Origin of the sequence: Ligilactobacillus murinus (assembly GCF_003288115.1) — a bacterium.
Taxonomy (GTDB): Bacteria; Bacillota; Bacilli; order Lactobacillales; family Lactobacillaceae; genus Ligilactobacillus; species Ligilactobacillus murinus.
The window spans coordinates 1,562,661-1,588,918 of the sequence record NZ_CP023565.1 but is presented as its reverse complement, the minus strand read 5'-3'; the positions used below and the strand labels follow the sequence as shown (position 1 = coordinate 1,588,918).

34 protein-coding genes are annotated in these 26,258 nt (G+C 40.1%); 25 read left to right on the top strand and 9 right to left on the bottom strand.

Features of this window, described 5'->3' with window-relative positions; translation table 11 throughout:
- Window positions 1-143 precede the first annotated feature (143 nt).
- From CPS94_RS07920 to CPS94_RS07900, 5 genes are all read left to right on the top strand, one after another.
- Window positions 144-833, top strand: a complete 690-nt coding sequence (locus CPS94_RS07920; protein WP_056958109.1) for a response regulator transcription factor — start codon at window positions 144-146, stop codon at window positions 831-833.
- Window positions 823-2,178, top strand: coding sequence for a sensor histidine kinase (locus tag CPS94_RS07915; RefSeq protein ID WP_112193529.1), 1,356 nt, complete (start codon window positions 823-825; stop codon window positions 2,176-2,178). Before CPS94_RS07920 ends, CPS94_RS07915 begins: the two co-directional genes overlap by 11 nt.
- Before the next feature lie 136 nt (window positions 2,179-2,314).
- Window positions 2,315-3,004, top strand: a complete 690-nt coding sequence (locus CPS94_RS07910; protein ID WP_112193526.1) for an ATP-binding cassette domain-containing protein — start codon at window positions 2,315-2,317, stop codon at window positions 3,002-3,004.
- Window positions 2,997-3,746, top strand: coding sequence for an ABC-2 family transporter permease (locus CPS94_RS07905; RefSeq protein WP_112193524.1), 750 nt, complete (start codon window positions 2,997-2,999; stop codon window positions 3,744-3,746). The genes CPS94_RS07910 and CPS94_RS07905 overlap by 8 nt, the downstream gene beginning before the upstream one ends.
- The gene (locus CPS94_RS07900) at window positions 3,724-4,353 is read left to right on the top strand and encodes an ABC-2 family transporter permease (RefSeq protein ID WP_112193522.1); all 630 of its coding nucleotides are present in this window, start codon (window positions 3,724-3,726) and stop codon (window positions 4,351-4,353) included. Before CPS94_RS07905 ends, CPS94_RS07900 begins: the two co-directional genes overlap by 23 nt.
- A 164-nt stretch (window positions 4,354-4,517) precedes the next feature.
- On the opposite strand, the gene CPS94_RS07895 is transcribed toward CPS94_RS07900, so the two are convergent.
- From CPS94_RS07895 to CPS94_RS07885, 3 genes are read right to left on the bottom strand one after another with little or no spacing between them, the layout of a single operon-like run.
- Entirely contained in the window at window positions 4,518-5,318 is an 801-nt protein-coding gene (locus tag CPS94_RS07895) for a metal ABC transporter permease (protein WP_004050636.1), read from the bottom strand.
- The gene (locus CPS94_RS07890; protein ID WP_004050634.1) at window positions 5,318-5,977 is read right to left on the bottom strand and encodes a metal ABC transporter ATP-binding protein; all 660 of its coding nucleotides are present in this window, start codon (window positions 5,975-5,977) and stop codon (window positions 5,318-5,320) included. The genes CPS94_RS07895 and CPS94_RS07890 overlap by 1 nt, the downstream gene beginning before the upstream one ends.
- A 16-nt stretch (window positions 5,978-5,993) precedes the next feature.
- Window positions 5,994-6,860: a metal ABC transporter solute-binding protein, Zn/Mn family gene (locus tag CPS94_RS07885; RefSeq protein ID WP_112193520.1), complete on the bottom strand. Its 867-nt coding sequence runs from the start codon at window positions 6,858-6,860 to the stop codon at window positions 5,994-5,996.
- Between the two features lie 300 nt (window positions 6,861-7,160).
- Between CPS94_RS07885 and CPS94_RS07880 the strand changes: the two genes are divergently transcribed.
- Window positions 7,161-8,123: an Rpn family recombination-promoting nuclease/putative transposase gene (locus CPS94_RS07880; protein WP_112193518.1), complete on the top strand. Its 963-nt coding sequence runs from the start codon at window positions 7,161-7,163 to the stop codon at window positions 8,121-8,123.
- 58 nt (window positions 8,124-8,181) lie between these two features.
- Here CPS94_RS07880 and CPS94_RS07875 read toward each other — a convergent pair whose 3' ends face one another.
- From CPS94_RS07875 to CPS94_RS07860, 4 genes are all read right to left on the bottom strand, one after another.
- On the bottom strand, window positions 8,182-8,448 hold the full coding sequence (locus CPS94_RS07875; RefSeq protein WP_112193516.1) for a hypothetical protein: 267 nt from the start codon (window positions 8,446-8,448) through the stop codon (window positions 8,182-8,184).
- A gap of 76 nt (window positions 8,449-8,524) precedes the next feature.
- Entirely contained in the window at window positions 8,525-8,812 is a 288-nt protein-coding gene (locus CPS94_RS07870) for a hypothetical protein (RefSeq protein ID WP_112193514.1), read from the bottom strand.
- A gap of 338 nt (window positions 8,813-9,150) precedes the next feature.
- On the bottom strand, window positions 9,151-9,792 hold the full coding sequence (locus tag CPS94_RS07865) for an HD domain-containing protein (protein ID WP_112193512.1): 642 nt from the start codon (window positions 9,790-9,792) through the stop codon (window positions 9,151-9,153).
- 14 nt (window positions 9,793-9,806) lie between these two features.
- Window positions 9,807-10,586 carry an alpha/beta hydrolase family protein gene (locus CPS94_RS07860; RefSeq protein ID WP_112193510.1) on the bottom strand — a complete coding sequence of 260 codons (780 nt, stop codon included), beginning with the start codon at window positions 10,584-10,586 and terminating at the stop codon, window positions 9,807-9,809.
- A 137-nt stretch (window positions 10,587-10,723) separates the two neighbouring features.
- Between CPS94_RS07860 and rsmG the strand changes: the two genes are divergently transcribed.
- The 14 genes from rsmG to CPS94_RS07790 all read left to right on the top strand — a co-directional run bounded on the left by rsmG (window position 10,724) and on the right by CPS94_RS07790 (window position 20,363).
- Window positions 10,724-11,467, top strand: a complete 744-nt coding sequence (gene rsmG / locus CPS94_RS07855; protein ID WP_112193508.1) for a 16S rRNA (guanine(527)-N(7))-methyltransferase RsmG — start codon at window positions 10,724-10,726, stop codon at window positions 11,465-11,467.
- A gap of 2 nt (window positions 11,468-11,469) precedes the next feature.
- Window positions 11,470-12,306: a nucleoid occlusion protein gene (gene noc / locus CPS94_RS07850; RefSeq protein ID WP_112193504.1), complete on the top strand. Its 837-nt coding sequence runs from the start codon at window positions 11,470-11,472 to the stop codon at window positions 12,304-12,306.
- An 11-nt stretch (window positions 12,307-12,317) separates the two neighbouring features.
- Window positions 12,318-13,085: a ParA family protein gene (locus CPS94_RS07845; protein ID WP_112193502.1), complete on the top strand. Its 768-nt coding sequence runs from the start codon at window positions 12,318-12,320 to the stop codon at window positions 13,083-13,085.
- The gene (locus CPS94_RS07840) at window positions 13,075-13,956 is read left to right on the top strand and encodes a ParB/RepB/Spo0J family partition protein (protein WP_112193500.1); all 882 of its coding nucleotides are present in this window, start codon (window positions 13,075-13,077) and stop codon (window positions 13,954-13,956) included. The genes CPS94_RS07845 and CPS94_RS07840 overlap by 11 nt, the downstream gene beginning before the upstream one ends.
- 13 nt (window positions 13,957-13,969) lie before the next feature.
- Window positions 13,970-14,155: a DUF951 domain-containing protein gene (locus tag CPS94_RS07835; protein ID WP_004050614.1), complete on the top strand. Its 186-nt coding sequence runs from the start codon at window positions 13,970-13,972 to the stop codon at window positions 14,153-14,155.
- Between the two features lie 25 nt (window positions 14,156-14,180).
- The gene (gene ychF / locus CPS94_RS07830; protein WP_056959111.1) at window positions 14,181-15,281 is read left to right on the top strand and encodes a redox-regulated ATPase YchF; all 1,101 of its coding nucleotides are present in this window, start codon (window positions 14,181-14,183) and stop codon (window positions 15,279-15,281) included.
- 19 nt (window positions 15,282-15,300) lie between these two features.
- A complete protein-coding gene (locus CPS94_RS07825; protein ID WP_112193498.1) occupies window positions 15,301-16,023 on the top strand; it encodes a DUF1129 family protein in 723 nt (240 codons plus the stop codon).
- A 286-nt stretch (window positions 16,024-16,309) separates the two neighbouring features.
- Window positions 16,310-16,795, top strand: a complete 486-nt coding sequence (locus CPS94_RS07820; protein WP_112193496.1) for a hypothetical protein — start codon at window positions 16,310-16,312, stop codon at window positions 16,793-16,795.
- Window positions 16,779-17,009 (top strand): hypothetical protein, encoded by a 231-nt coding sequence (locus CPS94_RS07815; protein WP_112193494.1) that lies wholly within the window; start codon window positions 16,779-16,781, stop codon window positions 17,007-17,009. Before CPS94_RS07820 ends, CPS94_RS07815 begins: the two co-directional genes overlap by 17 nt.
- A gap of 50 nt (window positions 17,010-17,059) precedes the next feature.
- A complete protein-coding gene (locus CPS94_RS07810) occupies window positions 17,060-17,479 on the top strand; it encodes a hypothetical protein (RefSeq protein ID WP_238145337.1) in 420 nt (139 codons plus the stop codon).
- Window positions 17,460-17,681 carry a hypothetical protein gene (locus CPS94_RS07805; protein ID WP_112193490.1) on the top strand — a complete coding sequence of 74 codons (222 nt, stop codon included), beginning with the start codon at window positions 17,460-17,462 and terminating at the stop codon, window positions 17,679-17,681. Before CPS94_RS07810 ends, CPS94_RS07805 begins: the two co-directional genes overlap by 20 nt.
- A gap of 65 nt (window positions 17,682-17,746) precedes the next feature.
- Window positions 17,747-18,187 carry a hypothetical protein gene (locus CPS94_RS07800; RefSeq protein ID WP_238145336.1) on the top strand — a complete coding sequence of 147 codons (441 nt, stop codon included), beginning with the start codon at window positions 17,747-17,749 and terminating at the stop codon, window positions 18,185-18,187.
- Complete coding sequence (locus tag CPS94_RS07795) at window positions 18,150-19,541, top strand: lipase family protein (RefSeq protein WP_112193486.1); 1,392 nt, start codon at window positions 18,150-18,152, stop codon at window positions 19,539-19,541. Before CPS94_RS07800 ends, CPS94_RS07795 begins: the two co-directional genes overlap by 38 nt.
- A 69-nt stretch (window positions 19,542-19,610) precedes the next feature.
- The gene (locus CPS94_RS07790) at window positions 19,611-20,363 is read left to right on the top strand and encodes a DeoR/GlpR family DNA-binding transcription regulator (protein WP_112193484.1); all 753 of its coding nucleotides are present in this window, start codon (window positions 19,611-19,613) and stop codon (window positions 20,361-20,363) included.
- A gap of 65 nt (window positions 20,364-20,428) precedes the next feature.
- Here the strand turns inward: CPS94_RS07790 and CPS94_RS07785 are convergent, their stop codons facing one another.
- Window positions 20,429-21,196 (bottom strand): DeoR/GlpR family DNA-binding transcription regulator, encoded by a 768-nt coding sequence (locus tag CPS94_RS07785; protein ID WP_004050601.1) that lies wholly within the window; start codon window positions 21,194-21,196, stop codon window positions 20,429-20,431.
- Window positions 21,197-21,202: 6 nt separating this feature from the next.
- Window positions 21,203-21,961 carry a hypothetical protein gene (locus tag CPS94_RS07780; protein ID WP_004050593.1) on the bottom strand — a complete coding sequence of 253 codons (759 nt, stop codon included), beginning with the start codon at window positions 21,959-21,961 and terminating at the stop codon, window positions 21,203-21,205.
- Window positions 21,962-22,169: 208 nt separating this feature from the next.
- Between CPS94_RS07780 and ulaG the strand changes: the two genes are divergently transcribed.
- Genes ulaG through CPS94_RS07755 form a run of 5 tightly spaced genes read left to right on the top strand, consistent with a single transcriptional unit; the run spans window position 22,170 to window position 26,252 of the window.
- Window positions 22,170-23,237 carry an L-ascorbate 6-phosphate lactonase gene (gene ulaG, locus CPS94_RS07775; protein WP_112193482.1) on the top strand — a complete coding sequence of 356 codons (1,068 nt, stop codon included), beginning with the start codon at window positions 22,170-22,172 and terminating at the stop codon, window positions 23,235-23,237.
- A gap of 12 nt (window positions 23,238-23,249) precedes the next feature.
- Window positions 23,250-23,708 (top strand): PTS sugar transporter subunit IIA, encoded by a 459-nt coding sequence (locus CPS94_RS07770; RefSeq protein ID WP_004050589.1) that lies wholly within the window; start codon window positions 23,250-23,252, stop codon window positions 23,706-23,708.
- Window positions 23,709-23,735: 27 nt separating this feature from the next.
- Window positions 23,736-25,220: a PTS ascorbate transporter subunit IIC gene (locus tag CPS94_RS07765; protein WP_112193481.1), complete on the top strand. Its 1,485-nt coding sequence runs from the start codon at window positions 23,736-23,738 to the stop codon at window positions 25,218-25,220.
- Window positions 25,221-25,249: 29 nt separating this feature from the next.
- Entirely contained in the window at window positions 25,250-25,555 is a 306-nt protein-coding gene (locus CPS94_RS07760) for a PTS sugar transporter subunit IIB (protein WP_004050585.1), read from the top strand.
- Between the two features lie 55 nt (window positions 25,556-25,610).
- Window positions 25,611-26,252: a 3-keto-L-gulonate-6-phosphate decarboxylase UlaD gene (locus tag CPS94_RS07755; RefSeq protein WP_112193479.1), complete on the top strand. Its 642-nt coding sequence runs from the start codon at window positions 25,611-25,613 to the stop codon at window positions 26,250-26,252.
- The last annotated feature ends 6 nt before the right edge of the window (window positions 26,253-26,258 follow it).

Below are 26,258 nucleotides of genomic sequence, written 5' to 3'. Positions count from 1 at the left end.
TCTCATTACTTGCTCTTATTTTTCTGAAAGGACTCTGATTTTTGAGTGATAAATTGTGTATGGATAAGCCTTTTTTAGGGAGCATAATGTTTTTTTGTGCTCATTAGATCTAGTATTATTACTCTATAAAATGAGGTGGTAGCATGCACAAAATTTTGATAGTAGATGATGATATGGAGATCCTAAAGCTCATGAAAAATGCGTTAGAACTAAAAAATTACGCTGTGACAGTGATTCAAGAAGTTACATTGCCGGTAAAGTTAGCTGAATTTCAGGGCTATGATTTGATCTTATTGGATATTATGCTGACTAATATCAGTGGGATCGAGCTTTGTAAGCAACTCAGGAATCAGATCGCGACCCCGATCATCTTCATTAGTGCTAAGGATACCGAAGATGATATTTTGCAAGGTTTGGCTAATGGTGGGGATGACTATATTGTTAAACCATTTAGTTTAAAACAACTGGTGGCTAAAGTTGAGGCTGATCTAAAGCGCGAGGATCGAACTAAAAAAGCTCACGGCGAATTTAATACAGTCAGAAGAGATCTCGGTCAGATCACATTTTATTTGGAAGAAAAGCAGGTCTATATCGGTAGTAAGGCCATACCACTTACTAAACGTGAATATGCGATCTTAGAGCTTTTATCACGTGATCTGACCCGGGTCTATACGCGCGAGGAGATCTATTTTAATGTTTATGATGAATCTGCCGATGCTCTTTTTCGTTCGATCTCCGAATATGTCTATCAAATACGCAATAAATTTTCAATGTACGGGGTAGACCCGATCAAAACAGTGCGGGGAATGGGGTATAAGTGGAATGATCAGTAAATACACGATGCAACAGCGAATCTTATTTGCGGTCTTGGAGATCATTATTGGAAGCTTACTGGTCGTAGTTACTTTATTTTTAGGTTCATTTTTACTGGTACAAAGTGGACAATTGAGAGTATTTAATGAAGCTAACGTAACTTTTGATAAAAATGTTAGTCAGCAGGATATAACTAAAGCGATGAAGGCTAGTCCGTATGACTATACACTTTATGATGCTAAATCTAAGCGCTTGTTAACGGGGAAATATGCTCCTAGTGATATCAATAATTTTGAAATTGCTAAAGATAATAAGCGGGATCTGACTGTAGATACAGTAAAATACAAATATTTTGCTGATAAAAATTATATGCTTATTATCCGCCAAAATAGTGTACCAGAGTTTGCTGATCAGCGTTTGCGCGTGATCTCATATAACCAAATTAGTTATCTTTTTGTAATGTTGGGAATTCTTTTAGTGATAATGATCGTCGTCGTTAGACTTGTACGTGAGCTGGCAAAAGATTTCCGCTATGTCGAAGCGATCGCACTATCCATGGGCGAAGGTAGCACCGATCAGCCTAGAAAACACGTCAAAATCATTGAGTTTGAGCAAATATTGACCAATCTCTACAAAAAAAGTGATGAATTAGCTTGGTTGATCGAAAAAGAACGGTTAGAGAAAAAAGATCTATCCTTTCAAATAGCTGCCTTGGCCCATGATGTAAAAACTCCGCTGACAGTTGTTAAAGGTAATGTGGAATTACTGGAAATGACTTCGTTGACCCCAAAGCAGGTTGAATATCTAACTTCGATCAATAAAAGCATGGCAGTATTTGAACGCTATTTCAACAGTATGTTGACCTATACACGGCTGTTGAATGATGATCAAAGAGAAGAAGTGAAAGTATCGGACTTTATTTCTGAGCTAATTATCGAATTTAACGAAATAGCCAAAACGTATCAAGTTGAGTTACAGACAGAGCTAGAAATAGAGAGTAAGTTTTTTTATGGCAATCGCTTAGCGCTCAGTAGAGCAGTCCTAAATATTTTTGTTAATGCATGTCAGCACGCTAAAAAAGATGCGGGAAAAGTTACGGTAACGTTTAAAGAGACGGCAACGCAACTGATATTTGAAGTCTGGAACAACGGAGCCCCTTTTTCTAAAACCGCTAAGGAAGATGCAACTAAGCTATTTTTTACTGAAAATGGGGGACGTAATCTCGATAAGAAACATTATGGGATTGGCTTGGCATTTGCTAAAGCGGTCAGTTTAAAACACGGTGGGTACCTTGAGATATCTGATCCACCAGCTGGGGGCGCTAAAGTAAAATTGTGCCTAGAGCGTGTAAGAAAATGTGATTAGCACTATATGAATAATGAGGGCCCCGCCATGCTTTGGTGGGGTTTTCGTATTGTATCATCAAATACATATTTTGAATATCTGAATGATCTATGAAATTGATCAGCTATGATAATAAAAAATAAAGGAGGCGCTAAAAATGGAGATAAAAATACAAAAAATATCAAAAGCCTTTAAAAATGGTCAAGTTTTAGATGAAGTGAGTTTTGTGATCAAAAGTGGGACGGTCTGTGGTCTGTTAGGGATCAATGGTGCAGGAAAATCAACTTTGATGAAGATCATCGCTGGTTTAAAAAATGCTGAGCAAGGACAGGTATTTTACAATGGCGAGACGGTGATCCCTAAGGAAAATTTGGGGGCTTTGATCGAAGAACCCGCAATCTATAAAAATCTATCGGCTTTTGATAATTTGAAGACTAAAGCTTTGTTGTATGGCATAGATGATGACCAAATAAGAGATATTTTGAATAAAGTTGGCCTACAAAATGCAGGCAAGAAGCGTGCGGGAAAATTTTCAGTAGGGATGAAACAACGTTTAGGGATCGGGATGGCACTTTTGACAAAACCGGCTTTTCTTATTTTAGATGAGCCGACAAATGGTTTAGATCCTGCAGGAACAGTAGAGTTATTAGCGCTGATCAAAGAATTGAGCACGCAGGGGATGACGATCTTACTCTCAAGCCATCAACTCAATGTGATCAGTCAAGTTGCCGATCAGATCGTTATTTTAGACAAAGGAAAGGTCCGCTACGATGATCGTAGAGAAAATGTGGTAGATCTTGATCGGAAGTTTTTTGAGATCGTTCACGGAGGTGTTTTGGATGCGTGAGCCAAATTTAACAGCGATTTTTAGTTCAGAGCATTTAAAATTGAAGAAAACAAAGCGCTATTCGCTACTTTTCTCAGTGACTTTAGCTGCACCAGTGCTAGCCTATCTCATAGGTGGTGTTTTGATCTTCCTACCCTTTACGCTATATTGGTGGGAAGCCTTGTTTTTGTTTTTATTAGGTGGCCTGTTGTTTTTAGGCGATGTAAAGCGGGAAAAAAGTGCAGGAGATTTTCAAAATATCGAGAGCACAGAGATAAAAAAACAGATCTATTTTGCTAAGGTAGCCTTGAACTTTAGAACGTTATTTGGGGCGAGCTTCATATTATTTGGAGCGATATATTTAGTTACTCTATTATATGGGGGACTTCTACAAGCAGAGAGTTTGCGTCTTATAGTCGTTATTTTAGCTCTTTTAGTTACAAGTTTATGGAATATCTTTTTTATCTATTATCTATCTAATTGGTTAAATGCATCTTTAGTAGTTGTTATAAACAGTTTACTGTGTTTGTTCATCGCACCTTTAGTGGCTCAAACTAAGCTATGGCTGCTCTTTCCATATACTTACCATTACAAGGTGGTGGAGGCCTTGATCGGACTTAAGCCAAATGGAGTTCAGTCACCTGATTTTTTAAATGTTGATTGGGGTATGTTTGGCAGTTCAGTTGGATCAGCGTTATTGAGTGCGGTGCTGTTTTTCTGGTTACTAGGGAGGAGATCGGATGTTCAAAATAGTAAGAAGTGAAAGTGTGAAGTTGAAGGGGAGTTTCCAGCTGTATTTCGCAGTTGGTGTGATGGTGCTCCAATTGGTGACTGTGGTCCCATATGTGCTCTTGCTAAAAAATGGAGTCGCTCTAGTTGATGTTTTATTGCTTACATTTGCAGGTTATCCCTTGGTGACCAGTATGAGTGCTGTTTTGCTTTTTGAGCAAGAAAAAATGGCTAATTCATTTCAAGAGATCAGATGTTATCCTAAAAAATATCGACTTTGGGGAAGCAAATTGGTTTTGAGTGATTGCTTATCGATCGCTACACTGACAAGTACATGGTTGATTTTAGGTCAGATAAAACTAGCACTAGTCTCATTTCTTTTGGTAGTTTTACTTGAGCACATCCATGTTGGGCTAACTTTTTTTGTCGATCAGACTAAAAATATCCTGCTCGGTTTTTTAGAGGTCCTATTTATCATTTTTGCAAGTAACAAGGCTTTATTGAATATTTACGTATTGCCCGTGATCTTACCAGTAAATTATATTTTTCAGCCTAACAGTTTATATTTGCTCCTATATGTTGGCTATTTCATCTTAGCGACATGTATTGTATTATGGGGGATCCGGCGCTTAGATCGGTGATATTTTCGTGAAAATAAAAGAAGTCCCCTTGCTTGCAGACTAGGGGACAACTTGTGCTCAAGCGAGCCAATTAATTCAAGCACAGTATAGCATATTATTTATAGCGGTATTTAAACAAATAGGGTAAGTAGCTCGTATCGACACGTTCTACTTACCCTGTTTGTTTATTTTTGATGGTTAGCTAAATGGTCTTTGGCGATCGCTGCCCCATAGATCAAGGCTTCGATCACGGTGATAAAGAAGCTGACTGGCCAATCAGTGAGATAGCTAAAGTATAGCCCAAGCCAAACTCCAGCCAAAATGAAGACGAAATTTAAAACGATCATCTGGTAGAGTCGATGGGCGAAGTATTTTGTCGCCGAAGCTGGGATCGTTAAGAGCACAAAGATCAGTAACGCACCGACGATCTGAGCTGTAATACTGATCGTTAAGGCGAGCATCACTAAAAAGATGATCGAGATAGTTTTGTTAAAGCGCTGATTATACTGAGCTCCTTGAGAATCAAAGGAGTTATATGCTAGACGCTTGAATAAGATCGTGATCGTCAACAATAGTAAGATGCTAAGTGCGATCAAAACTTCGATATCGTTGCGGTCGATCCCAACGATGCTCCCAAATAAAATACTTGTCGCATAATTAGCTTGTTTATCTGAGAGTGATAAAAATAAGATCCCAAGCCCTAAGAAAAGACCGGAAAAGACACTGATCGAAGCTTCACGTCGCCCGAGCCGTTCACCTGACATCCCGATCAATAGGGCACTAGCCGTAGTAAAAGTCAGCATCCCTGCTAAAGGCGAGATCCCGATAAAGATCCCAAATGAAGCTCCAGAAAAACCGATCTCAGAGAGCGTATGGGTGAAAAAAGATGTTTGGCGTGCTACCACAAAGGTCCCCATAACACTACAGATCAAAGCGATGAAGATCCCGGCAATAAAGGCATAGCGCATAAAATCATAAGCAAACATTATTTTTTAGCCCCCTTTTCAAGTAAGACACCAGTTTGATCTTCCAAATGAAGTTCATAGTCGGCGTATTGTTCGATCAGCTCGGGATCGTGCGTGATAAACAAGATCGTTAGCCCGTGTTGTTGCATGACCTCACGTAGCATTTGTAACAATTCATGTTTGTTGGTCGTATCTAAACTTGCGGTAGCTTCGTCCAAGATGAGTAACTTGGGATCAGCACAGAGCGCTTGGGCTAGATAGGCCCGTTGCTTTTCGCCCCCAGAAGCTTTGCCTAAAGGTTGATCTTTGATCCGCGTCAGTTTTGTCTCCGTCAAGATCTGTTCGAGTTTTTCGTTTAAAGGCTTGCGGTTCCAAAAGAAATTGCGCTTTTTGAGACCAAAAGCTACGAAATCCTTGATGCAAAGGGGATATTCATCATCAATGTTGCGCAATTGTGGTACGTATTGGACTTCATCACGCTTGACATTAAAGACCGTGTGAACGGTATAGTTGTTAGCTAGATCTTGCAATAAGTGTTTGACGAGTGTTGTTTTTCCGACCCCATTTTCACCTGTGATACAGGTCAAACTACCTTGGGCGATCTCAAAGGAGAGATTGGAGAAAAGCTTGCGGTTGGGGATGGAAAGATCCAAGTTATGCACTGATAGGATCGATTTCATGAATAACTACTTCTTTCTATTTTTGAGTATCTAAGACAGCTTGGTATTCGCCTTGTAGCCAAGTTACGTATGTCTTATTTTTAGGTAGCGTTTCAGTAACTTTGACGACAGGAATGTTGCTTTCTTTACAGAGTGAAACGATATTTTTGATCACTGAGCTGTCGCTTTGGGTATTTTGAACAAAGAAAGCGATCTTTTTGTTTTTGATATCGTTTTGTAATTTCTTGATGTCTGAATATGATGGGTCGCTACCTTCTTCAGTTGCTTTAGCGAAGTGACTGTTAGCGATCTTGTAACCCATCTTCTTTAAAGAATAGTCAAAGACTGGTTCTGAAACAGCTACTTTTTGATTATTGCTGTTTTGTTTGATCTTGTCTAGCGTTTGTGTTAATTTAGCTAAAGTTTTTTTGTATTTAGTAGCATTTTTCTTGAAGGCAACCTTATTTTTAGGTTGTATTTTACCAAATTCAGTTGCCAAACGATCGGCGAGTTTTTCCATAGTTGTTGGATCATACCAGAGATGTTCATTTTGACCTTCCTTAACTTTCATGACATCAGCCACAGATAGATATTTTTTACCATTCAATTTTTTGACCCAGTTATCGTAGCCGGCACCGTTATAGATGACAAGATCAGCTTTGGAAACGATCTTAGCGGTCTTAGTTGTGGCTTCAAAGTCGTGGGGATCAACATTAGGACTAGTGATCAATGAAGTGACGGTTCCGTGATCACCTAAGACAGCCTTAGCAGTTTCGCCGTAAAAATCAAGGGTCGTTACTACATTTAGCTTATCAGATGCAGCGGCGGTATTTTTGTGACCAAAGGTGAAGAATGCTAGAAAAGCACTCACGAGTAAGATGAAACTAAATAATTTTTTTCGCATGATAAATATATCCTCTCTTAAATTGTAATGATTACCATTAACGATACTAACGTTTGAAATTACTGCTGTCAAGCGTTGTGGAGCCTAAAAAGCCTCAAATTACGATTAAGTATTTTAAGAGAGTACGTCAATTAAACTTTGAGAGCTTTTGAATTACGATTTAAAAAATTCTAGGAAAAATTTTTGCATAGTTTTTAGTGTTAGATATAAGTCTAGTTTAGTGCTAGAAATCCCAGTATAAAGGTAAGTCTTTGGACTTGAAAAATCCTGCGTACAGATCCAAAATAAAGTCAAAAGGGGATGGGAGATTTGAGTACTTATGAAGAGGCCCTTAAAGCATGGAACTTAGCGGGTTTTAAAGATGGGATGATCTTTTCGTGGATCATCTCAGAGCATAAAGACATTTGTTTAGAGCTGTTGCAACTGATCTTACCTGATTTAGGGATCGTAGACGTTAAAAACATCAAAAAAGAAGATACGCATAAGCAAAATACCGTCTTTCACGGGGCTCGCTTTGATATCTATGCTGAAGACGAGCATGGACGAATGTATGATATTGAGATGCAGGTCAGTGATGAACATAATTTAGGTAAGCGGATCTCATATTATCAAAGTTATTTGACCCAGCATGCTTTGGAGGCTGGGCAAGACTATAGTGATAGGGTCGATACGTATGTGATCTTTATCTGTGATTTTGATTTTTTCGGTGTAGGGTCACCGGTATATACGACTGAAGTGCGCGTAAAAGAAAGTGATCTGGTACTCGATACAGGGGAACATAACATTATTTTAAACGCTAAAGCTAAAGATTTTTCAGCTGTTTCACAAGAATTGGCGGCTTTTTTGAAATATGTAGATACAAATGTTCCAACGAGTGCTCTTACATGTAAGATAGCTGATGATATTGTTATTTTGAAAACTAACACGCAAAAGGAAGGTGATTACATGTTCTATGAATTAGAATTTCGCTCACGCCTTGCTAGAGAAACAAAAAAAGTAAGTAAAGAGGCACGAAAAAAAGGTCTAGCCGAAGGACGAAAAGAAGGACGAAAAGAAGGTAGAAAAGAAGGCAGAAAGGAAGGGCGGAAAGAAGGACTCACTGAGGGATGGGCCAAAGGGGAAAAACGAGTTGTTTGTGATATGATCAGCCGCTTGACTGCTAAGGGATATTCCAAACAAGATGTCATTAGTGCGGTTACAGAATTGACTCACTTTACAGTAGAAGAAGCTACTGTGCTTTATGACAAGTTATTTGTAAAGTGATCGAAAAAGGCTCACGTTGAAAAGTTTTCAGCGTGGGCCTTTTTGACTTGTTAGTGAGTTATTCATTTGGTGCTTCGTAAATATTACTTTGGCTTTCAGTACTTGGATCCAAAGTAGGTCGTGTTTGCTTTTGGGGTTGGGTGACTGGCGCAAGTGCATCATTGAGACGTCCGATCGGGTCATAAGCCCACAAGAAGAGGCTGACGACCACTAAGTTGAATAACGTAAAAGCTAACCACCAGTTGAATAAGGCATGCATGATCCCATTAGTCGTAGCTTTTGCCTTGAGATAGGCGTGTCTATATGGATCGTTTTCTGGTTCCATTGGAGTCATCCTTTCCTATGTGTTATAAAGTTATTTTTACTTAAAAATAGATTTTTCGCAACTAAGATCATTAATTTTATTCAGCTTCATAAACATCACTTGTGTCAGTACCCTCTTCTGTGGTTTCGGGTGTAGTAAAATATTGCTGCTGGGGTCGTGTTTGCTGGATCGTAGTGTTGATCGTTTCGGTTATCCGTCCAACAGGGTCAACGATGATCCAGAAAAACCACAATATTAAACAAGTGATAATGATATGAAAGAGACCAAAGATCAAATACCAGATAAAGGCTGAACATAAAATCCCATTAGTCGTAGCTTTTGATTTCAAATAACGGTCTCTATAAGGGTCGATATCTCTTTTCATAATTATCATCCTTTCTATGGTGCTATTCTAGGCTATCCGTACGGTTCAAAGCGTTGTGATATAAAAAACCTCCGCAAGGGGAATGCGGAGGAAAAAAGGAGTATGTTTACCTAGTAGCAAGGGGGGCTGACTAGGTAATGTTTCAGCTATAGGACTACACCTGTGTGATGTTTTGCTTTAGCTTATGGTTACAGTATAGGCGCTTAAGATAAAGAAAAAATAATCGTTTTCTTAAGGATTAGATACAAAATACTTAAAAATATGTAAACAATAAATTTTTATACTAAATTTGTTGAAATGAATACCTGATAAGCATTTTGTTTGATGCTAGACCAACTTTACCAGTCAGCTTTAAAAGCTGTAACGTATGATAACATTAGTTCGTGACGTTCTTTTGCGATCGCTTTAGCTTCAGCAGTATTTAGCATATCCTTGATCTTGAACAGTTTTTCGTAAAAGTGGTTGATGATCGTTTCATTTGAAAGATCACGGTAGGCTGCTTTATCGAGCTCTTTTCGAGGTGGCATAGCAGGGTCGTAGAGCTTTTCTTTGTGGCGGGCACCATAATAGATGGCACGGGCGATCCCGATCGCTCCGATCGCATCTAACCAATCGGCATCCTGGACGATCTGACCTTCGAGGCTAAGTTCTTGTTTGCCAGCTAAAGAGTGCGAAAATGACATCTTACTGATGATCTCCATGATGTGGTCTTGCTCACTTTGACTCACTTCTAAAGCCTGCATTTGTGCAATAACGCTGGCTTTAGCTTGGTCGATATCGGTAAATAATTTCTCATCGACGACATCATGCAATAAGGCTGCTGCTTGGACGACAAAGCTGTTGCCACCGAGTTTTTCATTTAGGGTACGCGCCATTTTGACGACCCGCTCAATGTGCGCCATGTCGTGACCGGTGTGATCGTGAGACAGTTTTTCATAAGTATAGGCATGAAGCTGTGCCAATTGTTGTGTTTGATCCATTTGAACGACCTCGTTTATTTTTTAGTGAAACTATGCTTGATAAATTCGAATAAGAAATCTAGGCTATATGGAGTGAAGAAGGCATCAGAACTAAGGGTCGCCCCCTCAAAGTTGAATAATGAAACTTCACTTCCGCGAGACTGGATAGTTGATAAGAGCTCGGTTGCTTGTTTATCAGTCAGGGTATTGTCTGCGGTACCGTTTAAGATCAAAAGTGGGGGTAACTTTTGGGTGTTTTGTAAGAGCAACTCACTGAGAAATGGCCCCGAAAAAGGCTGTGGTGTCAGCGATGTTTCTAATAGCACTCCACCCTTATAACGTAAAGGCGAGCGTCTGACATCTTCATCATTTGACCGTTGTTGTCCCTGTTCTAGAATGCTCAAACTACTCAAATATCCCCCTAGACCTTCGCCAAACAGTAGATAGCGGTAAGGATCAAGCTCGTATTTGAAGGCGTGATCGAGTAAAAAGCGGGTGGCTGAGTGGATGTCTTTTACCATGGCAGTAACATCAGAATTAGTACGGTATGAAATTAGAGCTACGGCATAGCCACGTTTGCTGATCTCTAGCATTTGTGCAAAACGCTCATCGCTCTTGACCATATTGTGCTCATCAACATCAGGAACATAAATGAGTAAGGGAAAATGGGCTTTAACGTTTGGTAAGAGTGGGGGAGTGATGAGATCTAACGTTAAGGGACGTCCGTCTTTAAAGGCATAGACGAGCTTGGTCTGGATCTTAGGATAGCGTGGGACAAGTGGTTCATTGAAATTGATGATACTATTTTGTTCCATATTAAAATCCTCCAAATTTAAGCTTGATTTGCGGGGGCGAGACTTGTATTTCCGCATTAAATAAATTACTATTATAATAGCACGTGAAACATATTAATTAAACAATGTTTCACAATTAGATCAGATGAGGGGAACAAATGACACCAGAAGAATTTAGAGCGGAATTGGCAAAGCATGGAGTAAAGCTTTCTGATGAGCAAATGCAACAATTTCAAACCTACTACGAATTTTTAGTTGCCACAAATGAACACGTCAACTTGACTGCGATCACCAAACAAGACGAGGTCTATTTAAAGCACTTCTATGATTCACTTTTACCGGCGCTTGAAGTCAAAGATCTTCAAACATGTCCTTTTAGCATCTGTGATGTTGGTGCGGGGGCTGGGTTCCCATCGATCCCACTTAAGATCGCATTCCCAAATTTAAAGGTCACGATCGTTGATTCTTTGAATAAACGGATCAAATTTTTAGAGGAATTATCCCAAAAATTAAACTTAACAGATACGTATTTTTATCATGCTCGGGCAGAAGAATTTGCTGGTAAAAAGAGTGGTTTTCGTGAAAGTTTTGATGTCGTTACGGCGCGGGCGGTTGCGCGTTTGTCGGTCCTAAGCGAGTTTTGTTTACCATTAGTCAAGTTAAATGGGCGTTTTATCGCATTAAAGGCGCAAAAAGCAAGTGAAGAATTAGCCGATGCCAAGTATGCAGTGGCTACACTTGGTGGTAAAATTGAAGAAGATATCCAGACCGCTTTGCCTAAGAGTGATGAGACGCGGCATATCATTGTGATCTCAAAGAAAAAAATAACGCCAAATAAATATCCGCGCAAGCCAGGCACACCAGCTAAGCAGCCTTTGCAGGCGCCCCAAGGGAGGAAATAAAAATGGCATTTTCATTTTTTAAGAAGAACAAAGAAGAAGAACCAAACGACAAAAATCGGGTCCAAGAGATCGAATTGAGCAAGATCGTGCCTAATCAAAACCAGCCACGGACGATCTTTAGTGAAGAAAGTATTGCTGAATTAGCAGATACGATCTATGATCATGGTTTGTTGCAACCGATCGTTTTGCGCAAGTTAGGTGATGAGCAATATGAGATCATTGCTGGTGAAAGACGTTTCCGGGCAGTAACTAAGCTTGGTTATGAAAAAGTTCCAGCGATCGTACGTGAGATGAGTGACGCTGAATCAGCTTCCTTAGCGATCATCGAAAACTTACAACGTGAAGGGTTGACAGCAGTTGAAGAAGCTAAAGCCTACGCTCATTTGATGCAATTAAATGAATTGACGCAAAAACATTTAGCTAAAGAAATGGGTAAGAGTCAAGGATTTGTAGCAAACAAATTACGCTTGTTGAAGTTACCGCCACAAGTTCAAGATGCGATCTTAGACCGTTCGATCACTGAACGGCATGGGCGGAGTTTGTTGACGGTCGAAGATGAAGCTACTCAATTAGAATTATTAGCTCAGATCAAGGAAAATGATTGGTCGGTCAAAGAAACAGAAGCGGCGATCGCAGCCTTGGATCAGCCAAAACCAGCCAAGAAGAAAAAAGCTAAGACGACCACAAAGAATGTGGCACCTAACCAAAAAGTTGCTGTCAACACTGTGAAAAAAGCGGTCCAAATGGTTGAAAAATCAGGCATTAAAGTCAATATGACCGAAGAAGATACAAAAGAGTTCCATCGCATCATTATTGATATTCCAGTCGCTAAAGACTAGGGGGGATAATTTTGGGAAGAGTTATTGCATTAGCAAATCAAAAAGGTGGCGTTGGTAAAACGACCACCAGTGTTAACTTGGCTGCCAGTCTTGCCGATCTCGGGCAAAAAGTGTTATTGATCGACATGGATGCCCAAGGAAATGCAACGAGCGGGATCGGGATCGACAAGGGACAGATCAAACAAGATATTTATGATGTATTAGTCAATGAAGTCGAGCTAGAAGATGCGATCTTACATACCAAACGCGATAAGTTAGATGTTGTTCCAGCAACGATCCGGTTATCTGGAGCTGAGATCGAGTTGGCCTCACAGTTTGCGCGTGAGAAACGTTTAGCTGATGTATTGGTCTTGATCAGGGATGAATATGATTTTATCTTGTTGGATTGTCCGCCTTCACTGGGGTTATTGACGATCAATGCCTTTACGACATGTGATTCGATCTTGATCCCCGTGCAAAGTGAGTACTATGCTTTAGAAGGCTTGAACCAATTAGTTAATACGATCAAATTAGTGCAAAAACACTTCAATCCTACTCTAAAGATCGAGGGTGTTTTGATGACAATGCTTGATTCTAGAACTAACCTAGGCAATCAAGTCGTTGCCGAAGTGAAAAATTTCTTTGGCGACATAGTTTATCAAACGGTGATCCCTCGGAATATCAAATTATCAGAAGCTCCAAGTTACGGAATGGCGATCGTTGATTACGATCCAAGATCTAAGGGAGCTTTAGCTTATGAAGCTTTGGCAAAGGAGGTTTTGGCGACGGATGCCAAATAAGAAAAACAAAGCCTTAGGGCGCGGGCTAGAAGCTTTATTTTCGACTTTTGAAGGGGACGCTCAAGCAAAAGAAACTGTGGTCGAACTAAAGATCGATGAGATCCGATCAAATCCTTATCAACCACGGAAGATCTTTGACGAAACTGGGTTAGCAGAACTAGCGGAGTCGATCAAACAACAGGGTGTCTTTCAACCGCTCATCGTACGTTCCTCAAGTGTGATGGGTTATGAATTGATCGCAGGCGAAAGAAGATATCGAGCTTCCAAGCTAGCTGGCAAAAAAACGATCCCGGCGATCGTGCGTCAACTAGATGAAGCAGAGATGATGGAGATCGCGGTGCTAGAAAATCTTCAGCGCGAAGATCTCACACCTTTAGAGGAAGCTCAAGCATACAACACGCTGATGGAAAACTTGCATTTGACCCAAGCTCAAGTTTCAGAACGCTTAGGAAAGTCACGCCCGTATATTGCTAACTATCTGCGGTTGTTGAGCTTACCAAAAGAAGTCAAGGAAATGTTACAAGCAGGTCAATTGTCAATGGGCCAAGCACGGACCTTGTTATCATTAAAAGACAAGAAAAATTTGGTCCAGTTAGCTAAAAAGACGGTCAAAGAAAATCTGACCGTTCGTCAATTGGAACAATTAGTCAGTGAACTAAATGGTGAGAAAAACCATAAGAAAGCTGCTAAAAGAAAAGTTGCTTTAGATCCACATCTGCAAAAGAGTGAAGATTTATTAAAGGAACGCTTCGGGACAAATGTTGCGATCAAAAGCACGGCACGCTCGAAAAAGGGCAAGATCGAAATTTCGTATTTATCGATGGATGATTTGAACCGCATTTTGGATATTTTAGATATTCATTTAGATTAAGTGAGGGATGCTTATGTATGAATTGCATGATATCGTTGAAATGAAAAAGACTCACCCCTGTGGCGTTAATCGCTGGGAGATCATTCGCATGGGGATGGACATCAAGATCCAATGCACCGGCTGCAAACGTTTGATCATGATGCCACGTAAAGAGTTCGATAAGAAGATGAAGAAAGTTTTAGAAAAAGCCGGGGAATAATTTTTTAAGAAAGAGTGGAAAACAAATGGCATTAACAGCAGGTATCGTCGGGTTGCCAAACGTCGGCAAGTCAACACTATTTAACGCGATCACAAAGGCAGGGGCAGAAATGGCGAACTATCCTTTTGCGACGATCGACCCTAATGTTGGGATGGTGGAAGTTCCAGATCCACGTTTAGCACGGATCGATGAGATCATTCCCGCTAAAAAGATCGTACACACGACCTTTGAATTTACTGATATTGCTGGGATCGTTAAGGGTGCTAGCAAGGGTGAAGGTCTAGGGAACAAATTCTTGGAAAATATTCGCCAAGTAGATGCGATCGTGCATGTTGTGCGGGCTTTTGATGATGAAAACATCACCCACGTGGCTAATAAAGTTGATCCTTTGGAAGATATCCAAACGATCAACTTAGAATTAGTCCTAGCCGATCTTGATTCGGTCAACAAACGCTATGCCCGCGTAGAAAAAGTAGCCCGGACTAAGGATAAAGATGCAGTGGCTGAATTTGAGGTTTTAAAGAAGATCAAGCCAGCTTTAGAAGCAGAAAAACCAGTGCGTTCACTTGAATTTAACGAAGATGAACAAAAGATCGTCAAGGGCTTATTCTTGTTGACCTCTAAGCCTGTCCTTTACGTGGCAAATATTGCCGAAGAAGATATGGCCGACCCAGAAAGTTCCAAATATTACCAACAGATCAAAGAATTTGCGGAAAATGAAGGTTCGCAAGCTTTGGCTGTCTGTGCCCGAACTGAAGAAGAGATCGCTGAAATGGATGACGATGAAAAGCAAGAATTCTTGGAAATGGAAGGTGTCGAAGAATCTGGGCTTGATCGTTTGATCCGTGCTTCTTACAAATTACTGGGCTTGGCAACCTTCTTTACTGCTGGTGGTAAGGAAACTAGAGCTTGGACTTTTAAACAAGGGATGAAAGCGCCACAAGTTGCTGGTGTGATCCACTCTGACTTTGAACGGGGCTTTATCCGCGCTGAAACGGTCTCATTTGCTGACTTAGATAAGTATGGGAGCATGCAAGCTGTTAAAGAAGCAGGTCGCTTGCGCCTTGAAGGTAAAGCATATGAAGTTCAAGATGGTGACATCATCGAATTTAGATTCAACGTTTAAGCGATAGGAGGAAAAGTTCATGGCAGAAAGTAAACGCAATGAAAAGGCAGCACAACAGCAACAAGCACGTGCTAAAGCAGTCGAAGTGACGATGCGTGATGGTAAGTTTTCGGGTCTAACTAAGCGTAATGAAGATTATCTTTTCCACTTAGACAAGGCTTTGACCGAAAAAAATTATGATCGGGAACAAAAAGAACAAGTTTTAACTGAAATGTATCAAGAGTTAAAGGAGAAGCAAAAGCAAGGGGTCGTGGCAACTAAGCTCTACGGTACGGTCACTGAAAAAGCTGAGTTGATCGTCAATGGACCTAAAAAGTCAGAAGCTCCGACTGAATTACCTAAGTTTTGGATCTTAGCTTTGGATAACGGTTTGATCATGTTTATCATGTTCTGTATCATGTATACCTTATTAGGTGTCTTTTCACCAAAGCAAGCTGATGTCAGTGGTGGGTGGATCACCTTGTTAGCAACTTCAACGATCGCTGGGGTCGGCTTAGCGTTCTTTTATCGCAGTATGCTCTCAGCTCGCAAAGAAAAGGGTAAAAAGCGTTGGATCAAGACCTTACTGATCACATTAGAATTGATCTTGATCTGGATCGTTGCCTTTGGGGTGATCGCCTTTATCCCAGTTTCGATCAACCGCACGATGGAACCGATCGTTTATGCGATTTTAGCTGGTATTGGCTATTTAGTAAGACGCTATCTAAAGAAAAAATACAATTTCAGAAGTGTAATGTTTTAGTTCGAGTACGGTCAGCACCGTATAAATAACAAGGGCACCACTATGATACATTTTTTGTATCATGGTGGTGCCCTTGTTATTTATATCAGGCGTTGTATTACAGGCGCATTTGTCTGCCTTGTAATACTTTTGAGCGGATGAGCTTAGTGACCTATGCTAGATCGCTAGTGCAGGTTATTTTTATAAAAAACATTGGATATTAGTGAGTTGTAGTGTTAAAATTCTATTTGAAAATGATGTGTTTTAAGTAAGAAAGAGAAAAATTATTGAGGAATTGTAAGACACTATGCAAAGAAAATACAAGTTAGTAGTTGTTATGATCGTTAGTCTATTTTTGATAGGCGGAGCTAGTATAGCGATCATTAAGGAAGTTGAACATTTACGGATCGAAAGACAAAACTGCCAAAAAGCCGAGTCGATCCAGGAAAGTAAGAAAGAAGTCAAAGAGCAAGCTAAAGCCAGACAAAAGATCGCATTGTGGGTCGTACAACATTATGAGGGGAAGGAAGCTATTGAAAAAATAGGTGTTAGTAAAATCTATACAAACGGAATCTTTGGATCTGCTGGTGAAAGCGTTGCAGTTATCATAAATGGTAAAGAAAAAAACATAATTGATGGAATACATTTAGGCGATGATCATATTCCAAAAGAGCCAGGAGCACGTTTCGAAAACAGCGATTATAAATACAGCAACGAACCTTTGCTAAATAAAGACTTAAATGGTGTTGATGTGTATTATTGGAGGGGGAATAACAATGGAACCAATGAATGACTATAATTTACTATCTAAAGATGTGTATGATGTGGACTTCTCTAAGGGTGGAATGTATAGAGAAGGGAAAATTTTAGATAATACAAATTATAAAATTCTCGACATCTCCCGCAACGGCATCTATGGTAATAAAAAGCAGTATGGTGTTCCCAACCATATGCAGGCGATGACAGTTGCGCAAAATTACATAGGAGAAATTTATGCTAAAAAATAAGAGTAATAGTTGTTGTGATCCTTAGTCTATTTTTGATAGGAGGAACTAGTATGGCGATTATTAAAGGAGTAGAACATTTACGGAGCGAAAAGCAAAAGCGTCAAAAAGCCGAGTCGATCAAGGAAAGTAAGAAAGAAGTCAAAGAGCAAGCCAAAGCCAGACAAAAGATCGCATTGTGGGTCGTACAGCATTATGAAGGAGCAGAACCAATCAAGACGATCGAAGTGGGAAAGATAAGGACACATGGAATATTGGGATCTGGCGGAAGTAGTGTTTCAATTATTATAAATTCAAAGAAGAAAAATATGATTGAGGGTATAGGAGTTGATCAGCAAGGCAATCCGACAAGTGTAGGATTCTCTTTTACAGATAGCGACTATAAATACGTAGAAGAGAAATTATCGAATAAAAATTTAGATGGGATCAATATTTTATATTGGGAGGAAGAAAATGATACCAGATTTAAATGAGTTCAATCAGTTGTCTAATAAGGTATATGATATTGATCAGTTGAAGGGAAGTAATGGACAAGAAGGTAAAAATTTAGATGGTACAAACTACGAAATCCTCGACATCTCCCGCAACGGCACCTATGGCAATAAAAAGCAGTATGGTGTTGCATATGTAGGCAATGACAGTCACGCCAAATTACATAGGAGCAAATTATGCTAAAAAATAAAAAAATAAGAGTAATAGTTGTTGTGATTCTTAGTCTATTTTTGATAGGAGGAGCTAGCATGGCGATCATTAAGGGAGTAGAACATTTGCGGATCGAAAAGAAAAAGCGTCAAAAAGCTGAGTCGATCCAGGAAAGTAAAAAAGAAGTCAAAGAGCAAGCCAAAGCCAGACAAAAGATCGCATTGTGGGTCGTACAGCATTATGAAGGACCAGAACCTATCAAGACAATTGAGGTAGGAAAGATATATACACATGGAATTTTAGGATCAGGTGGACGAAGTGTATCAGTCATCATAAATGCAAAGAAGCAGAATATTATTGAAGGTATAAGCGTTGATGAGGACGACAATCCAACTGATCCAGGTGGATCTTTTGATGATAATGAGTATAGCTATGCTGGAAAGACTATGAAAAATAAGACATTAGATGGTGTTAAGGTGATCTACTGGGAGGGAAAACAACATGATGAAAGATACAGAAGTGATTCCAGATATCAATGATTATAATTTATTATCAAAAAAAGTATATGACGTGGATCCTCTAAAGGGTGCAGAATATTCTAAAAATCAAAAACTACATGGAACAAACTATAAAATCCTCGACATCTCCCGCAACGGCACCTATGGCAATAAAAAGCAGTATGGTGTTCCTAATCACATGCAGGCGATGACAGTTGCACCGGTAAAGAATGGCGTGGTAGACTACAGCCAGCTTACGATCGCTTATGCTGGGACTAACCCAGAGGATAAAGTCGATCTAGTGACTGATGTGATCGATGTTGCTGATGTGGATGGCACCTTATCCCAAACTAAAAATCTGGTCGAACTCTTTGAACCGCCAGTGAGTCAATTCGATACCGCTTTGGGCTATGCTAATTATATTCAAAAACGCTATCCTAAAGCAAAGATCACGGTAACAGGCCACTCTTTAGGTGGTTCGTTGGCTTTGACTGTTGGTGCCAAAAAGCATCTAAAGACAGTAACGTTTAATGCACCCGTGCCTAAAGATAAGTTGAGTAAAAAAGATAAGCAGTATATATTGGATAATCCGACAAAGATTACTAGTTATTTGAATGTCGACGATCTTATCGGTAATTATAACAACAGCTATACCTTGTTTGGTGGACTTTTCAAGGGGGATTTTCAGCATTACTATAAAAATGGGACAGGGATGGGTGATATCGATCTTGAAAAGACATTACGCTCACTCTCACAAGGCAAACTCGTTTTGAAAAACGGCCAGACGATCCCTGTAAGTAAAGAAAAATTAGAAAAGCTCATCAATGAAAATCATAACGTAGCTAACTGGTTCGATGAAAAAGGGCAGCTTAGATATTCACATCATAAAGTGGTAGTTTCAAAAACACAGGCCACGTTTGAAACAAAAGTGTCAAAGGCTGACACTGCTTTAGCTGAGCGCTTGGCTAAGATACGTGGATTACGCAAGAAGTATGGACATAAATATAGCGTCAAAGGTGGCAAGATCAAACTAGATGCAGCTTTGGCTTACGCTCTAAAAGCTGCGATCAAAGAACACGGACAATCCGGGATCGAAGTGCTCGAACAGACGCAAAAACAGATCGAAGCAAAGTTAGAAGCCAATTGGAATGAGACTTTACAGATGGCGCGCCAGATCGGGACGGATCTCACGGAAGAAGAAATACTGGAAGTCCTGCATTTTGCCGGGGCTGATAAGGAAAGCTTATATACCAAGCCAGTTGAGAAATTAAACGAGCAATTAAAACCACTAAAGCAACTAAAAGAAGAGCTAGCTGATTTCGATAGGGCATTTGACAAGCGTATAAAGCAACGGATCGCTGACGATCAAGAATTAGCAGGAGAATTTGGACTATGATGATGAAATCTGTTTGCTTTTGTCTGTTTATGTTATAGTTGAGTTATCATAAAATTAGGGGCTAAGGCGATGTTAAAAAAAGAACGTTTATTAAAAATTTTAGAGATCGTAAATCAAAAAGAGATCGTTACGGTAAATGAGTTGATCACTACGCTAGGTGTTTCAGATATGACGATCCGGCGTGATCTAGATGAACTCGATAAGAGCGGGAAGTTGATCCGATTACATGGAGGCGCTCAAAAGATCGCTAATATCGAGGAAGTCGAACTCTCGCGTAATCAGAAAAAAGAACTTCATTTGGTCGAAAAACAAGAAGTTGCTAAACTAGCTGCGCAAAAGATCAAACCCAAAGATACGATCTATATTGGAGCTGGCACGACCCTTGAATTGATCGTAAATTATGTTGAAAAACCAGAAACTTTGCGGGTCGTGACTAATAGTTTGCCGGTCTTTGAAGCTTGGCAAAAGACTGACGCTGAATTGATCTTAGTCGGAGGCAATTATCGGCGTCATTCGGGCGAATTTATTGGTGGTTTAACGATCAAATTACTCGAAGATCTCAAGTTTACCAAGGCGTTTGTAGGAGTCAATGGGGTCAATAATGATAATATGATGGCAGCTAATACTGAGGAAGGTCAAGCTGAGGCACTTGGTTTGAATAATGCACAAGAAAGATATGTCGTGATGGACAAATACAAGTTTAACCGGAATGATTTTTATAACTTTTATAGTCTCTATAATGTCGATGCTCTCTTGACTAATAGTTCATTAGCACCAGATACTTTAGAACATTACCAGGCATATACGAAGATCGAAAACTAAGACAATAATAAAGGCCTCACCATGATTTATCGTGGTGGGGCCTAATTGTTTTATATAGCTGAAAGCTAGATCGGTACTTGGATGACTTGAATACCATTTTTTTCAAATTTAGCAATGAGCTTAGGATCAGCAAATGAATCAGTGATCAAAATATCGACATCATCAATGCTACCTACAGTAAAGTTAGAGGATTTGCCTAGTTTGGTGTAGTCGGCTAAAACAATGACTTGCCCAGAGTTTTGAATGATCTTGCGGTTGATCCGAGCTTCATTTATCTGAGAAGTCGAGATCCCAGTTTGGTCGTTTAGGCCATTGCAGCCGACCAAGGTCACATTTGAGCGCATGCTGTTAAATGAATTAAAAGCAATATCGCCGATCATGACCTCTTTAGCAAAATTGACTTCTCCCCCACTCAAAAAGATACTAGTCTTAGAATTTTTTTTATATCCTAAAGCATGAAGGTTATTAGTCAAGACAGTGATGTTTTTATCTGCCAGATATTCAAGGACTTTGACAGCCGTGTTACTCGAGTTGATAAAGATGATCTGACCATCACTGATCAGATTGCTGGCTTCTTTAGCTAATTTATCCTTTAATTTGTCGAGCGGATCTTCAGAACCGATCTTATCGACAGTTTGTTCGACGTAAACTATCTTCCCAAAGGAGCGTTCTAATAAGCCCATCTTTGCTAAGATCTCGCAATCACGGCGGATCGTCATTTCAGAAACGTTAAATTGCTGACTCAATTCGCTGATCGTGGCAGTTTGTTTTCCTTTGAGATAGTCGGTCAATGCAGTGCGCCTTTTTTTGATAGCTTGATTAGAGCTTTTCATTATAAATTACCCCCTGAAGTGCATAGTATTTTGATACTTGCGGGCGAGTTTTAAGTAGTGCCCCACCTGTTTGGAATCATTTAAGATGCGGTATTCATTTGCCAAAATATGATAGTAATAAGCCTTTTCGCGCGCATTTAGTCGTTTAGGTGAGATCTTATCCAAGTGACGAATGCTCTTTTGGTGCAAACCGTTAGCTGAAGCGATCAAGGCGTCGATCTCATCAAATGAAAAAAGTGGACTAAAATGTTTTTGATCACTGTGTTTGAATTCGCGTAATTTATCGCCACAGTAAAGCATTTTTGTAGGCTCTTTTAGAAAATAATAACATAAAAGCTGGTTGTACCAAAAGATGAACAAATAATCAGGTGAACCGTGGAAAAAATCATGGTGCTGGTTCATGTGTTCTAGGCAACCTTGATAATTTCCTTCATCCATCAAGCAAAGAGAATCGAAAATGATCAGTGAGCCTTTGAAGCCGTTAAAAATATCATATTTGACTAACTTTTCGCGGGCTTTTTTACATTGTGCAAGATCAGTCTGCATTGTCAAAGCTGTTGTCATTTTGGTATAGAGAAATTTCAAGTATTCATAGTACAACGCACCAACTAAGATCACCCCCCCACCAAGTGCATAGAGCAATTTAGCACTCAAGGCTGGAGTAGTTATGGTAGCTGTGACGATATAAAGCGTGAAAATAAGATAGATGAACAAAAGTCCGAGTTGTTTAGTGACTGAGTAGGAATTCCAAAAGAACTTTTTCATAAAATGCGCCTCTCCTTTCGGATCTTTTCTAATTATATGATAACAAAAAGCGTTTGCATTAACAATAAATAGTTCATTTTCCTGAAAAAATTTTATTTTTATGATTATTAACATAAAATATATGATATTAACATATAAAGTTGTGTTAAGCGTTTCCAAAAGTGTTATTCTATAAGCGTAGAGAAAAACTTGAAATGGAGGAAGTAATATGGCAAAAACGATCAATGATGTTTCGCGAAATAGTTGGATCTTGTCAACTTTTCCAGAGTGGGGCACATACTTAAATGAAGAGATCGCCGCTACAAAGGTCAAAGCTGGTAGCTTTTCAATATGGTGGCTTGGTTGCACCGGGATCTGGCTAAAGACACATGAAGATACCAATATTTTATGTGATCTATGGTGCGGAACAGGTAAACAGACACACGGAACAGGTAAAATGAAGGCTGGTCATCAGATGATGCGAATGTCAGGTTGCCAGAATCAACAACCTAACTTACGTAATCAACCGTTTGTGATCGATCCATTTGCGATCAAGGATGTCGATGCGCTGTGTGTTTCTCATATCCACTCTGATCATTTGGATATCAACACAGCAGCGGCAGTCAATAAAAACTGCCCAGAAGCTAAATTTATCGGTCCTAAAGAAGTTGTAGCGACTTGGAGAAAATGGGGCGTGCCGGAAGAAAAATTGATCGTAGTCAAACCAGGCGATGAAGTCAAGGTCGGTGCGGTCACGATCAAAGCGATGGAAGCTTTCGACCGGACGGCTCTAGTAACAGAAAGTGATCCTGAAGTTAAATTAGCGGGTAAGCTACCACAGGATATGGATAAGATCGCTGTTAATTACTTATTTGAAACGTCTGGGGGCAACCTTTATCATGCCGCTGATTCACATTATGCTAATGAATTTGCAAAACACGGCAATGAAAATCAGATCGATGTAGCATTGGGAGCTTACGGTGAAAATCCACGGGGGATCACGGATAAGGTAACTTCGATCGACATTTTGCGCATGGCAGAATCACTGCGCGCTAAAGTTGTGATCCCAGTACACTATGATATTTGGACTAATTTTTATGCCGACCCTAAAGAGATCACAGAACTGTGGCGCTTACGCAAGGACCGGTTGCAATATGATTTCAAACCATTTATTTGGCAAGTTGGGGGTAAATTCACCTATCCAGAAGACAAAGATCGCCTTGAATTCATGTATGATCGTGGCTTTGAAGATGTCTTTACCAAAGAAAATGATGTGCCTTTCCCATCATTCCTATAGGAGGGAATCGTTATGTTACGTTACTTTTATGATAATAACTTAGTTGCGATCAGCAAAAAGACACCAAAAGATTGGGAAGAAGCGATCCGATTGAGTGGGGAGATCTTGAAGCAAAATGAACTGATCACTGATCAATATGTCGATCAGGTGATCAATGATGTCAAAGAATACGGCCCCTACATTGTGATCGTGCCTGGAGTCGCAATGCCGCACTCATCTGCTAAAAATGAAGGCGTTTTAGGAACTGGGATCGGTTTTACCCTTTTACCGGAAGCAGTTTCTTTTGAGGCGGGGAACCCTGAAAAAGATGCCCAACTCTTTTTCATGTTGGCAGCTAAGGATTCGGCAGCCCATATGGAAAACATCGCTAATTTGTCAGATCTTTTAATGACTGAAGGTCTGATCGCTGATCTCAAAAAGGTAAAAACAATGGAAGATTATATCACTGTGATGGAGAAATATCAGCTCTAGCTCAATTTATAAAAGGAGGATAACGCAATGGAGGCGATTTTAGATATCTTGATGGGTATTTGGGATTACTTTGCTCAAAACATTTTGACTCAACCCGCCTTTTTGATCGGTTTTATCGTTTTGATCGGTTATTTGCTTTTGAAAAAGCCACTTTATGAATGTATCTCAGGTTTTTTAAAAGCAACAGTCGGTTATTTGATCTTAACGGTTGGTTCAACTGGATTAGTTACTAGTTTTCGTCCGATCCTAGTTGGGTTAAAGGAAAGATTCCATTTAAGCGCGATGGTAACTGACCCATATTTTGGACAAAATGCTGTAACGGCTGGGATCGAAAAAACTTTTGGCCGTACTTTTGGTGATACGATGCTCTTATTACTGATTGCATTTATCTTTAATATCTTGCTAGTTCGTTTCAAAAAGTACACTAAATTGCGTGCTGTGTTCACTACCGGTAATGTTCAAGTCCAACAAGCCGCGACGGCCTTTTGGCTTTTGCTCTTCTGTTTCCCAGATATGGGACGTTTGCACATCCTATTTATTATGGGACTGATCTTAGGACTCTACTGGGCTGTTGGTTCGAATTTGACCGTTGGGATCACCCAAGACCTTACAGAAGGAGCTAGTTTTGCGATCGCTCACCAACAGATGTTTGGGATATATCTGTTTGCCCGGTGGTCTGAACGTTTCAAGAAGAAAAAATCTAATAAACGTTTGGAAGATATTGAACTACCAGGATTTCTATCCATGTTCAATGACAACATGGTCGCAACTTCGATCTTGATGCTCCTCTTCTTTGGGATCATCTTGGTAGTTTTAGGTCCAGATTATTTGGTACAAGCTAAGTTTATGGCAGAGGGCCAGAGTTTTGTCTTCTACATTTTAGAAACGTCACTGATGTTTGCCGTATATTTGGCGATCTTGCAGCTAGGCGTGCGGACTTTCGTGGCGGAACTGACAGAATCGTTTCAAGGGATCTCCAATACATGGTTACCAGGGGCTGTACCTGGGATCGATATCGCGGCGACCTTTGCCTTTGGGTCACCAAATGCAGTTACGATCGGCTTTTTAATGGGGGCGTTAGGTCAATTCTTGATGATCATCTTACTGATCGTGTTACAATCACCAACGATCGTCGTTGCAGGTTTTATCCCACTCTTTTTTGATAACGCTGCCATTGCTGTTTATGCAAATAACCGTGGTGGGATCAAGGCGGCAGTGCTCTTCCCATTTATCTCAGGGATCATTCAGGTGCTTGGATCGGCCTTTATCGCAACTTGGGTCGATTTAGCCCAATATGGTGGCTATATCGGGATGTTTGACTGGGCAACAGTTTGGCCATTCTTCACAATTTTGATGAAATACGCTGGTTATGTTGGTATCGCCTTAGTCGTTTTGGTTTTAGTACTCATTCCACAATTACAGTATCGTGCTGATCCGGAAGGTTACTTCTTGAAAGCTGAAGATTATGATAAGTGGCTTGAATTGCAAGAAGAAAAAGTTGCTCAAGCTTAGACAAACACACATAAATGGAGGTATTTAAAATGAGAGTTTTAGTTTCATGTGCAAATGGTTCAGGTACAAGTTTGATGATGATGCGGACAGCCCAAAAGGCTTTGGAAGGTTTGGGGTTTGATATTACTAATATTCATCACTGTTCGATCTCAGAAGGTAAAAATACGGCGCGTAACTATGATGTTGTTTATACCCCAACAACATTTACCGATATGTTCAAGGATGCTGCTGCACGTGGGGTCGAAGTGATCGGGATCAAAAATCCAATGTCGGCTAAAGAGATCGCAGAAGCGACCGAAAAATCATCATTACCAGAACGATTCTTAAATAAATAAAGATCGAAAAGAGGCTTGCAAAGGTAGCCTCTTTTTCAAAGAAAGGATGAACGAGATGGCAAAACCAAACTTACAGATCGCTTGTGACTATAATGATCTTCCTAGTGCTTTAGCTGATCTGAAAAATGTCGGCGATGCAGTTGATATCATTGAAGCGGGAACGATCTTGCTCTTACAAGGTGGCCAAGAAGTCATTAAAAGCTTTAGAGCCCTTTATCCAGATAAGATCATCGTTGCAGATACTAAATGTGCCGATGCTGGGGGAACAGTTGCCAAGAACAGTGCTGATGCTGGGGCAGATTGGATGACCTGTATCTGTTCAGCAACGATCGAGACGATGAAAGCAGCAGCTAAAAAAGTCGGTGAGATCCAAGTTGAGTTGTACGGGGATTGGACCTTTGAACAAGCACAACAATGGTTGGATGCTGGTATTTCTCAGGCAATATATCACCAGAGTCGGGATGCTTTATTGGCAGGAGAAACTTGGGGGCAAAAAGACTTGGATAAAGTCAAAAAATTAGTAGATATTGGGTTTAGAGTCTCAGTAACTGGTGGGTTGAATGTTGAAACGCTTAAATTATTTGAAGGGATCGATGTTTTTACCTTCATCGCAGGGCGCGCGATCACACAAGCACCAGATCCATTAAAGGCAGTTAACGCTTTTCAAGCTGAGATCGTACGGCTCTGGGGCAAATAGCAACGG